Origin of the sequence: Enterobacter sp. ZOR0014, from assembly GCF_000798855.1 — a bacterium.
Taxonomy (GTDB): domain Bacteria; phylum Pseudomonadota; class Gammaproteobacteria; order Enterobacterales; family Enterobacteriaceae; genus Enterobacter; species Enterobacter kobei.
The window spans coordinates 1-11,665 of sequence record NZ_JTLF01000200.1 but is presented as its reverse complement, the minus strand read 5'-3'; the positions used below and the strand labels follow the sequence as shown (position 1 = coordinate 11,665).

10 protein-coding genes are annotated in these 11,665 nt (G+C 55.6%); 1 reads left to right on the top strand and 9 read right to left on the bottom strand.

Features of this window, described 5'->3' with window-relative positions:
* Positions 1–10 precede the first annotated feature (10 nt).
* The 9 genes from hflC to nnr all read right to left on the bottom strand — a co-directional run bounded on the left by hflC (position 11) and on the right by nnr (position 10,213).
* Complete coding sequence (gene hflC / locus L977_RS11065) at positions 11–1,015, bottom strand: protease modulator HflC (protein WP_047625758.1); 1,005 nt, start codon at positions 1,013–1,015, stop codon at positions 11–13.
* A gap of 2 nt (positions 1,016–1,017) precedes the next feature.
* Positions 1,018–2,277: an FtsH protease activity modulator HflK gene (gene hflK / locus L977_RS11060; protein ID WP_014882229.1), complete on the bottom strand. Its 1,260-nt coding sequence runs from the start codon at positions 2,275–2,277 to the stop codon at positions 1,018–1,020.
* 56 nt (positions 2,278–2,333) lie between these two features.
* Positions 2,334–3,614, bottom strand: coding sequence for a ribosome rescue GTPase HflX (gene hflX / locus L977_RS11055; protein WP_023331851.1), 1,281 nt, complete (start codon positions 3,612–3,614; stop codon positions 2,334–2,336).
* Between the two features lie 73 nt (positions 3,615–3,687).
* Positions 3,688–3,999, bottom strand: a complete 312-nt coding sequence (hfq, locus tag L977_RS11050; protein ID WP_008502919.1) for an RNA chaperone Hfq — start codon at positions 3,997–3,999, stop codon at positions 3,688–3,690.
* A gap of 85 nt (positions 4,000–4,084) precedes the next feature.
* Positions 4,085–5,035: a tRNA (adenosine(37)-N6)-dimethylallyltransferase MiaA gene (gene miaA, locus L977_RS11045; protein ID WP_032629682.1), complete on the bottom strand. Its 951-nt coding sequence runs from the start codon at positions 5,033–5,035 to the stop codon at positions 4,085–4,087.
* Entirely contained in the window at positions 5,028–6,872 is a 1,845-nt protein-coding gene (gene mutL / locus L977_RS11040) for a DNA mismatch repair endonuclease MutL (RefSeq protein WP_014882226.1), read from the bottom strand. The genes miaA and mutL overlap by 8 nt, the downstream gene beginning before the upstream one ends.
* 9 nt (positions 6,873–6,881) lie before the next feature.
* The gene (gene amiB, locus L977_RS11035) at positions 6,882–8,219 is read right to left on the bottom strand and encodes an N-acetylmuramoyl-L-alanine amidase AmiB (RefSeq protein WP_045134425.1); all 1,338 of its coding nucleotides are present in this window, start codon (positions 8,217–8,219) and stop codon (positions 6,882–6,884) included.
* A 16-nt stretch (positions 8,220–8,235) separates the two neighbouring features.
* Positions 8,236–8,697 (bottom strand): tRNA (adenosine(37)-N6)-threonylcarbamoyltransferase complex ATPase subunit type 1 TsaE, encoded by a 462-nt coding sequence (gene tsaE / locus L977_RS11030; protein WP_014882224.1) that lies wholly within the window; start codon positions 8,695–8,697, stop codon positions 8,236–8,238.
* The gene (gene nnr / locus L977_RS11025; RefSeq protein WP_047625757.1) at positions 8,690–10,213 is read right to left on the bottom strand and encodes a bifunctional ADP-dependent NAD(P)H-hydrate dehydratase/NAD(P)H-hydrate epimerase; all 1,524 of its coding nucleotides are present in this window, start codon (positions 10,211–10,213) and stop codon (positions 8,690–8,692) included. Before nnr ends, tsaE begins: the two co-directional genes overlap by 8 nt.
* Here nnr and queG point away from each other — a divergent pair.
* Positions 10,212–11,351, top strand: coding sequence for a tRNA epoxyqueuosine(34) reductase QueG (gene queG / locus L977_RS11020; protein WP_047625756.1), 1,140 nt, complete (start codon positions 10,212–10,214; stop codon positions 11,349–11,351). The genes nnr and queG overlap by 2 nt on opposite strands.
* Positions 11,352–11,665 lie beyond the last annotated feature (314 nt).

Genomic DNA, 11,665 nt, shown 5'->3' with positions numbered 1-11,665 from the left:
GTGCCAGAGTTTATCGTGTTGCGTTAGTCGGCGTCTTCATATAACGGAAGAAATCGCTGTCCGGGCTGAGCACCATCACATCCTGGTTGCTCTGGAAGCTATTCTCGTAAGCACGCAGGCTACGGATAAAGGCGTAGAAGTCGGGATCCTGGCTGAAGGCATCAGCGAACAGCCTCGCCGCTTCCGCATCACCTTCACCGCGCAGAATACGGCCCTGACGCTCAGATTCCGCCAGCGTCTTGGTAACTTCGTAGTCCGCTGCCGCACGCAGCTTCTCAGCCTCTTCCTGGCCTTGTGAGCGGTGGCGACGGGCTACCGCTTCACGCTCGGCGCGCATACGGTTGTAGATCGCTTCGGACACTTCAGCTGGCAGGTTGATCTGCTTGATACGCACGTCAACCACTTCGATACCCAGCGCAGCCATACTGTTCGGGTTGATCACCGGCACTTTACCGTTGGTTTCAGCCTGAACGCGTTCAGCTGCTTTCGCAATCGCGTCATCCGCTGCTGGCGTTTCCACTTCGTCTTCCGTGCCCGCTGTACCGGAATTCAGCGCATCGCGCACTTCCAGGGTCAGACGACCGCGGGAGTCGGTCACGATGTCTTTCACATCCAGACGACCAATTTCAGAACGCAGACGGTCAGAGAACTTACGTTTCAGCAGCACTTCCGCCTGAGAAACGTCGCCACCGCCGGTTGCCAGGAAGTAACGGCTGAAATCGCTGATGCGCCATTTGATGTAGGAATCAACGATCAGGTCTTTCTTCTCTTTGGTCACGAAACGGTCAGCCTGGTTATCCATAGTCTGGATACGCGCATCCAGCGTTTTCACTGACTGAATGAACGGCACCTTGAAGTGCAGGCCCGGTTCGTAAATCACCGGACGTTTGTCACTGTCACGCACGACGCTGCTGAACTGGAACTTGATCCCACGCTCGCCCTCTTTCACCACAAAGATCGAGGTATACAGCACGACCAGTACGATGACGATGATCGCAATAACTGACTTACGCATCCTTATTCCCCCTGACGCTGGTAGTCGTTACGCTGCGCGTTAGCACGGCGTTGGTCCATAATGTCACCATCGTTCGAAGAAGGCGTTGTGTTCGCGCTGGCGCTGCCCGATGACGCTGGCGGCAGACGCAGCAGGTTGTTCGCTCCGCTGGTGTCTTTCGCGGCCGGTGCAGAACCGCCCTTCAGCATCTGATCCAGCGGCAGCACCATCAGGTTTCCACCTTTGCTGTCGTTAACCAACACTTTGCGGGTATGGCTCAGCACTTTTTCCATGGTCTCGATATAGAGACGCTCACGGGTAATTTCTGGCGCTGCTTTATATTCCGGCAGAATCTTGGCGAAGCGAGCCACTTCACCCTGTGCTTCCAGGATGGTCTGCGTCTTATACGCGCGTGCTTCTTCCAGAATACGCTGCGCCTGACCGTTAGCACGTGGCTGAACTTCGTTGGTGTACGCTTCCGCTTCACGGATGTACTGCTGTTCGTTTTCACGGGCAGCAATTGCATCATCAAATGCGGCCTTCACCTCTTCCGGCGGACGAGCAGCCTGGAAGTTAACGTCCAGCAGGGTGATACCCATGTTGTACGGACGAATGGTCTCCTCCAGCTCGCGCTGGGTATCGCTACGAATAACGGTACGACCTTCGGTGAGAATGCGGTCCATGGTGTATTTACCAATCACACCACGCAGGGCGCTATCAGTCGCCTGACGCAGGCTGTCATCGGCGCTGGTTACGCTAAACAGATAACGTTCAGGATCGGTCACGCGGTACTGGACGTTCATCTCAACGCGCACCACGTTCTCATCAGACGTCAGCATCACGCCAGAGGCGGCCAGTTCACGGACGGACTCCACGTTTACCGCTGTCACGTCGTCAATGAAGGTCGGCTTCCAGTTCAGGCCCGGCTCAACCAGATGGCTGAACTTACCGAAACGGGTGACCACGCCGCGTTCTGCTTCTTTAATGGTGTAGAACCCGCTGGCTGCCCAGATGATTACCACCGCAGCGGCCACAATGCCCACTACGCGGCCACCCATTGGCGGGCGCGGACTCTGAGTGGAATTACCCCCTGAGCCAGAACCTTTTCCTCCGCCCAGGCCACCAAGCTTTTTGCTCAGCTTGCGGAAGATATCATCCAGATCCGGCGGCCCCTGCTCGCGACCACCTTTGTTGCCATTTCCCCCAGAGTTGCCGCCTTGATTATTGCTGCTTCCCCACGGGTCGCGGTCTTGTCCGTTATTACCGGGCTGATTCCACGCCATGTATATGCTCCATATTTGTTATGCAAGGGCGAATTTTTCAGGCTTCCCCTTTCTGATCAGACGATATAGTCCGCCAGCGCAGGTTCTTGTTTACAGAGGCGACGCCAGTCAACGATCGGCATACGCACCTGCATCCCCACGCTGCCGTCATCCTCCATCCACTCTTTTTCTATCGCCTGAAGCTGATAAAACCGGCTGCGCAGCCTGCCTTCCTGTGGCGGCAGGCGCAGCGTGTGCTGCGCTACCTCACCGGAAAGACGTTCTGTCAAAGCCTGGAAAAGCAGTGGCACACCAATACCGGCCTGAGCAGAAAGCCAGACCCGAATCGGTTTGTTCTCTTCATCTCGGTCGATACGCGGTTCGAAATCCTCCAGCATATCGATCTTGTTCATCACCAACAGCGTGGGAATTTCGTGGGCATCAATCTCTTCCAGCACCACGTTCACCGCGTCGATGTTCTCCTGCACGCGTACGTCAGCCGCATCAATCACGTGCAGCAGCAGGGTCGCCTGTCGCGTCTCCTGCAACGTCGCTTTAAACGCCGCCACCAGATCGTGTGGCAAATGGCGGATAAACCCTACGGTATCCGCCAGCACCGTTTCACCCACGTCTGCTACGTCAATACGACGCAGCGTAGGGTCCAGGGTCGCAAACAGCTGGTCTGCGGCATAAACCTGGGCCTCGGTTATCTGGTTAAACAGGGTGGATTTACCGGCGTTGGTATAACCCACCAGCGACACGGTCGGGATGTCAGCTTTGGTTCGCGCCCGACGCCCCTGTTCACGCTGTTTCTCTACACGTTCCAGACGCGAGAGGATCTGGGTAATACGGCCACGCAGTAAACGACGGTCGGTTTCGAGCTGGGTTTCACCCGGACCGCGCAAACCGATCCCGCCTTTTTGTCTTTCAAGGTGGGTCCAGCCACGCACCAGACGCGTCGCCAGATGGCGCAGTTGTGCAAGCTCAACCTGCAATTTCCCTTCATGGGTACGTGCACGCTGAGCAAAAATGTCTAAAATCAATCCCGTGCGGTCGATCACACGGCATTCGCAGAGAGCTTCCAGGTTGCGCTCCTGGGCTGGAGACAGCGCATGATCAAACAACACGACTGACGCGCCGGTTGCTTTTACGGCATCCGCAATTTCTACTGCTTTACCTTCACCAACAAAATACTTTGGGTGCGGCGCTTTACGGCTACCGGTAATCACCTGCATTGCTTCGACACCGGCGGAAGAGACCAGAGATTCAAACTCCTGGAGATCTTCCATATCTTTGTCTTGCGAAAAATAGATGTGTACCAGCACCGCCTGCTCACCGGCATCATAACGGTCAAACAAGCGTAAACCTCTCTAAAAAGATCAGCGGGGAACGCAGGATCCCTGGCTCCCCGTGTGGATAACAGCTGAAACCTTATTCGGTTTCGTCGCTGTCCTGCGCTGGCGTTGAAGAACCCTGCGCGTTGCTGCCATGATGGTAGTTACTGCCAGTGCCGCCGCCAGCGTTATTGCTGTGATGAGAGACTGGACGGGACGGAACAACAGTAGAGATAGCGTGCTTGTAGACCATCTGACTGACCGTGTTTTTCAACAGGATCACAAACTGATCGAAAGACTCAATCTGACCTTGCAGCTTAATACCATTCACCAAATAAATAGAAACTGGAACACGTTCCCGACGCAATGCGTTCAGGAACGGATCTTGTAAAGATTGCCCCTTAGCCATTCTATCTTTTCCTTATATGCTTGTTTTGTACTTAGAACCTTGCGATTCTGAAAAATTGCGCACGATACGTCTCAATTGTACACATTCAGTGGGCGATATCACCAACAACCTCAATCACCTCGTTTAACGCCTGTTGCGGTTTTTCACTGTCTAACCAGTGAACTCCCTCCCAACCGCGCAACCAGGTGATCTGGCGCTTCGCTAACTGTCTCGTGGCGCAAACACCTCGATAAACCATTTCATCGTATGAAATCTCACCTTCAAGATACGACCACATCTGGCGGTATCCCACACAACGAACGGAAGGCATATCCGTATGCAAATCTCCACGGGCAAATAGCGCCCGCACTTCTGCTTCAAAATCTGAAGCTAACATCTGATGAAAACGCTGCTCAATTCGTTGATGGAGCAGTTCACGGCTCGCCGGGGCGATGGCGAACTGATGCACCTGATACGGCAGAGCGTCTCCTGACGTTTGCGTCAGTTCCGTTAAAGTTTTACCCGAAATGAAAAAAACTTCCAGTGCCCGGGAAAGCCTTTGCGGATCATTTGGATGGATTCGCGCTGCCGCAACCGGGTCAATCTCTGCCAGTTGCTTATGCAACACGTCCCATCCCTGCTCTGCCGCCTGTTGCTCAATCTTTGCTCTCACGTCAGGATCTGCGGAAGGTAAAGGTGATAATCCTTCCAGCAGCGCCTTAAAGTAGAGCATGGTGCCGCCAACCAACAGCGGTATACGTCCCGCCGCCGTAATCTCGGCCATCTCGGCTAAGGCATCCCGGCGGAAATCCGCTGCGGAGTAAGCCTCTGCCGGGTCGAGAATATCCAGCAAACGGTGCGGTGCCGCACGCAGTTCTTCTGCGCCAGGCTTCGCCGTACCAATGTCCATCCCCCGATAGATGAGGGCGGAATCAACGCTAATCAACTCTACAGGCAAAACTTTGCGTAACTCAATGGCTAACGCCGTTTTGCCGGAGGCCGTTGGGCCCATTAAAAAAATTGCCTTTGGCAGGCTCGCCTTACTTACGTCAGTCATGTTTCAGGGCGGTCATCGCCGTTTTCAAATCAACAGGTTGTAATAACCCACCCGGCGGCGCTTTCACCAGCTGTGGGCAGAGGCGTTCGACCTCCGCCAGCACGGTAATCGCCTGCGCCATACTCCACGGTGTATGTTCGCTGGCCAGATGGCGAGCGATCCACTGCGCGGTGTTGGCGGCCTCAAACGATGTTTGCTGCGCCAGGTAGCCTATCAGTTCAGGAATCAAGTTTTGTAAATTTTGTTGGCGTAAGGGTAAAGGCACTGCGCGAATTGTCACATGTTGTGGTTCGAGCACCATTTCAATGCCCATTTGCGCCAGTAGGGCCTCTGTACGCTGCAATACCCGTGTTTCTTCAGCGGATATTTTCAGACGAACCGGGATCAATAACGGCTGCGCACAGGCCGCATTTTCCCCAGGCGTCAGTTGCGCCTGTTTGAGCCAGCGTTCGGCAACCGGTAACGCCAGAAGCTGCAATTTGCCGTCGCGTTCTAGCAATGCCATATCCGGTGCGATAATCGTCAGCACTCGCCCGAAACTCTGGCTGTGCCCTTCAAGGGACGGTGTCGCCACTGCAACGTGATCTTTGCGCTCAACAGCAGGCGTTTCCAGCAACTTACGGTACAACGCCCCCTGCTGCTTTTGATAGCCGGGTTGAGCGTTCGGATAGTTTGCTCCCGTCGGACGCGTCGTGCTCGCACCGGTTGAGAATCGAGGCGTTTCCGGCTCTCGCGCGACAGCGGGCTGCGCAAAATGGTTGCGGCCCGCAGCGACACGGTTTTCCGGGATGGGACGCGGTGAGGAATCGTCTTTTTCCAGCGGCAATGCAGGCTCAACCTGCTGTTGCAATACGCTCAGCACGCCCTGATAGATAAAATCATGCACCAGACGCGACTGATGGAAGCGCACCTCATGCTTGGCGGGGTGAACGTTAACATCGACCTGATGCGGGTCGATCTCCAGATAAAGCACAAAAGCCGGTTGCTGATCGGCTCCAAGCTTGTCTTCACAGGCCTGACGAATGGCGTGGTTAATGAGGCGGTCGCGCATCATGCGGCCATTCACGTAGCAATACTGAATTTCAGAGAAAGCCGCACTGCTGGCGTTCGGGTCGGCCACCCAGCCACGTAAAGCGAGATCGCCATGCTGCCACTCTATCGCCAGCGCCTGTTCCAGAAATGGCGTTCCGCAGATAGCCCCTAAACGGCGCTCTTTCTGCCCGCCTTCCGCCACCGCGCGATACTGGCGCATCACCTTGCCGTTATGGCTGAGATTAATGGTGACGTCAAAACGCGCCAGCGCGATACGACGAATGATCTCGTCGATATGGCCGAATTCGGTTTTTTCGGTACGCATAAACTTGCGTCGGGCGGGGGTGTTGTAGAATAGATCCAGCACTTCCAGCGTGGTACCGACAGGATGCGCCGCGGGTTTAACCGTTACATCCATGTCGCGTCCTTCGGCGTATGCCTGCCAGGCTTCCTGCTGTTCAGCGGTACGAGAGGTCAACGTCAGGCGGGAAACCGAACTAATACTGGCGAGCGCCTCGCCGCGAAAGCCGAGGCTGATTATTGCTTCAAGATCGTCCAGAGAGGCAATTTTACTGGTTGCATGACGCGCCAGCGCCAGCGCCAGCTCGTCTTTTTTTATCCCACAGCCGTTATCGCGAATGCGGATAAGTTTCGCCCCGCCGCGTTCGATATCAATATCAATGCGGGTAGCTCCCGCATCGAGGCTGTTTTCCACCAGTTCCTTCACCACCGATGCAGGACGTTCCACCACCTCACCGGCGGCGATTTGGTTCGCAAGCTGCGGCGGTAGAACCTGAATCGGCATGTTGTCTCCTTAGTTGGTCGCGGTCATCCCACCCGGCAGTGAAGCGTTGGCCACCTGGCCTGCTCCGCCCGACGGCGCGGACTGCAGCGGGTGCGCGTCAAAGTATTTACGCAGACCGTTATAAATCGCTTCGGCAATTTGCTGCTGATAGCTGTCGCTTCCCAGCAGGCGCTCTTCGGCGTTGTTGCTGATAAAGCCGGTCTCCACCAGAATTGACGGAATATCCGGCGAACGCAGCACGCCCAGGCTCGCATGTTCCGGGCGACGCTTGTGCAATGCCCCGATGCCCTGCAGCTGATTCAACACGTTAGTGGCGACATCATACCCGACGCGCTGGGAATGACCGAACTGTAAATCCAGTACCGCCTGGCTGAGGTACGGGTCTGACTGACTGTTTGCCAGCACATCACCCGCACCGCCCAGCAGTTCTGACTGTTTCTCATGCTCTTCCAGCCAGTTTGCCATCTCGCTGTTTGCCCGGCGGTTTGACAGCACCCACACAGACGCGCCAGTGGCACTGCGGTTTGGCGCAGCATCCGCATGAATAGAGACCAGGAAATTGGCATTTTGCTTACGCGCCACGTCCGAGCGCCCCATAACGGAAATAAAATAGTCGCCGTCGCGGGTCAACACGCCTTTAAACATAGGATCGTCATTCAGCAGCGCGCGCAGCTTGCGGGCAATGGCAATTGTGACGTTTTTCTCCCGCGTGCCGCCCGGGCCAATCGCACCAGGATCCTGACCACCGTGTCCGGCATCAATGGCGATAATCACTTTATCACCGCTGACCGCGCGGCGCGCACTGGCCGCCGGACGCGTTACCGTATTGCTGCTGGTTGCTGCGGTAATGCGATCGTTCTGCGATTTAAACGGATTACGCGCGGGTTCCGATGGACGCGGAGTATACACAGGCTCCTCCACGCGTTTCGCGACAACCGGTGGCGGCGGAGGCGGCGGCGGAACGTCGGCATTGATGGTAAAAACTACCGTATAGTTCGCGCCGTTTTGCTGCTTAACCGCTTTCGTTTTGCCCTTTTCGGTGAGATCCACCACCAGGCGCAATGACTGGCTGTCCTGCGGGTTACCCGAGCGGATACTTTTCACCAGGTTGTTACCGCTGAACCGAAGCGGGAGCCCCTGAATCACCCCGGTCTGTTTGATATCCAGCGCCACGCTGTGGCTGTCTGGCTGTGAAAAAGCGTATTCAGGGTCACCCATAAAGCTAAACGTGATCCGGGCCTGGCTTTCGCCGTTCGACACCTGAATATCCGAAAGGCTTGCCGCCCCGGCCTGCGCGCACAGCAGCACCGAAGCAGCCAACAGCCAACCTTTAACGCGATTTTTCATCCCGTCATCCCTACGCTTAACCGGCGAGACGCGCCAGTAAGGAACACCCTGATGAGGAAACCGCACTGATGCGAGCCTCACGCCCTTGTGCCTGGTAATCTATGTGAATTTCGACATCCGGGTCAGGTAACACACCCGCACCTTGCTGCGGCCACTCCACCAGGCAGATGGCATCATTGGCAAAATAATCACGGATCCCCATAAATTCCAGCTCCTCAGGATCCGCAAGGCGATATAAATCAAAGTGGTACACCATGAGATTGTCGAGGGTGTACGGCTCGACGAGCGTGTAGGTTGGGCTTTTCACATTCCCGTTATGCCCTAACGCCTGCAAAAAACCCCGGCTGAAAGTGGTTTTACCCGCCCCCAAATCACCATACAGATAAATGACGGTTGCCCCCTGACAGGCCTGCGCCACGCGCTTGCCGAGATCTAAAGTGGCTTGTTCATCAGGTAAAGGAATCGCTCGATTAGTCATTTTCTACGTCAATCACATCCGGGTTAACAACACGCCGTAGCGTGCAAAAAAGATCGGTGGCCAGCATACCGCGTGTCCCATATCGCGCCGCCAGTTTATCTGCCGCGACACCGTGGGCCACGCAGCCCGCACAGGCTGCATCATAAAGGGGAAGTTTCTGTCCAAGCAATGCGCCGATGATACCGGAAAGCACGTCGCCCATACCGCCGCTCGCCATGCCCGCATTTCCGGCATCAATAATGCCCAGCGCCTCGTCACTGGCAACGACGGTTCCTGCCCCTTTCAAAACGGCAACACCTCCGTAACGTTTTACCAGACGCTGAGCAGAAAGTAAGCGATCGCTTTCAATTTCTGCGACGCTGCAGTTAAGCAGGCGCGCGGCTTCGCCGGGGTGTGGCGTCAGGATGCGATTGTGACGCTTATCCGGGTTTATTGCCAGAAGGTTAAGCGCGTCGGCATCCCACAGCATCGGTTTACGAAAATTCTCGACTTTTTGCAGGGCCTGTTTACCCCATCTCTGTTGCCCAAGCCCTGGGCCAATGACCACGACATCCGCCCATTCGAGGCTTTCCTCAAGCGTCTGGGGCGTAAGCTCATGCACCATCAGCTCCGGTCGGGCTGTGATTATCGGTGCAATGTTCTCAATACGAGTGAGAATTCGCACTAAACCAGCACCGCTGCGTAATGCTGCCTCGCCGGTCATGCGAATCGCCCCTGCCGTGCCGCGATCGCCACCAATAATCACCAGCCTGCCGTGGTCACCCTTATGGGATGTCGGACGGCGCGGCGGAAACCACTCAGTCAGCAGCGATGCATCAAAACGGGCGATGCGCATTTCCTGCCCGGCTAGCCAGCCCTCCAGCCCGAGCGCGTTATGGTGTAATACGCCGACCACATCCCGTGCTTTACCGGTTAACAGACCCGGTTTCAAAGCAATGAAGGTCACGGTGTGCGCAGCCTGGATGACGGCGCCAGGCGTCGCGCCGGTTTGCGCGTTCAGGCCTGAAGGGATATCCAGCGCCACTACCGGGGCGCAATGTCTGTTGGCGTGTTCAATCAGCGCGGCAATATTCTCGCGGGGAGCACTGCGCAGCCCGGTACCCAGCAGACCATCAATAATCAGATCGACATCCTCCGGCCAGACGATATCAGGCGCATGAATCACACCACCGGCATTCAGCCATGCCTCCCGTGCTGCACTGGCCTCTTCTGGCAAGGGCTTATCACTTTCCAGCGCCAGCAGCGTAACGCGAATACCGGCAGCTACAGCAAGACGGGCAACGACGTAGCCGTCCCCGCCGTTATTGCCGTGTCCGCACAAAATCAGCCAGTGGGTGGATTGCGGCCAGGCGCTGCGGGCAACGGTAAATGCTGCCTCTCCCGCACGCTGCATCAGTTCATAAAGGGTGATCCCGAGGCTATCTGCAGCCTCTTTTTCGGCGCGCCGGAGGTCATCCGCATGCCAGATGGAATGTGGTATACTTGCGGGGTTTTTCTTCACTGTATGGTCCGTCATGTCACAGCCCCTCGATCTCAATGAGTTAGCGCAAAAAATAAAACAGTGGGGTGCTGAGCTTGGCTTCCAGAAGGTGGGTATTACCGACACCGACCTCTCCGCCAGCGAGCCAAAACTGCAGGCCTGGCTGGACAAACAATACCACGGCGAAATGGAGTGGATGGCGCGTCACGGCATGATGCGTGCCCGCCCACACGAGCTTTTACCGGGTACCTTGCGCGTCATCAGCGTGCGCATGAACTATCTGCCTGCCAACGCGGCTTTTGCGCGCACGCTAAAAAATCCCTCTCTGGGTTACGTTAGCCGGTACGCCCTGGGGCGTGATTACCATAAGCTTCTGCGTAACCGTTTAAAAAAACTCGGGGAAACTATTCAGCAGCACTGTGTTTCGCTGAATTTTAGACCCTTTGTTGATTCCGCGCCTATTCTTGAGCGCCCGATCGCTGAAAAAGCCGGGCTTGGCTGGACAGGTAAGCACTCACTTATCCTTAGCCGTGACGCCGGATCGTTCTTCTTCCTTGGCGAATTGCTGATTGATTTACCGTTACCGATAGACGGCCCGGTGGAGGAAGGCTGTGGCCGCTGCGTGGCCTGCATGACCATCTGCCCGACGGGGGCTATCGTTGAGCCTTATACCGTTGATGCCCGTCGCTGCATCTCCTATCTCACTATCGAACTGGAAGGGGCCATTCCGGAGGAGTTTCGACCACTTATCGGCAACCGCATATACGGCTGCGATGACTGCCAGCTGATCTGCCCGTGGAACCGTTATTCGCAGCTTACGGATGAAGAGGATTTCAGCCCGCGTAAGGCGCTGCATGCGCCACAACTCATCGAACTGTTCGCCTGGAGCGAAGCCTGGTTCCTGAAAGTGACGGAAGGCTCGGCCATTCGTCGTATCGGTCATCTGCGCTGGCTGCGTAATGTCGCCGTCGCGCTGGGTAATGCCCCGTGGGATGAAGCGAACATTCAGGCTCTTGAAAGCCGTAGAGGTGAGCACCCACTTCTTGATGAACACATAGAATGGGCGATTGCGCAGCAGATTGAGAAGCGTAATGCCTGTGTGGTTGAGGTGCAGCCTCCGAAAAAACAGCGGCTGGTCAGGGTCATCGAAAAAGGACTTACGCGGGATGCGTGAACTATTCACAGCCTGTGTATAAAAATAAAAACTCAAGCGCCATCTGGGCTTGAGAAGAGGTCAAGTGATCTCAATAACATTTTGAAATCAAATTTTCTTAAATTTATACAACCACTTGGAAGGATATTATTCACCCTGCTAACTTTCTGCACAGTCAGGATTAAAGACGAAATCTGTGGATAACTCTGTTCACAAGAGTATTTCAGAAGAAATAGAAAACGTCCCCAACGACTCTTTTCGCTGTGGATAATTTAGATATGAAGAAGAATTTGGAGCGGGAAACGAGACTCGAACTCGCGACCCCGACCTTGGCA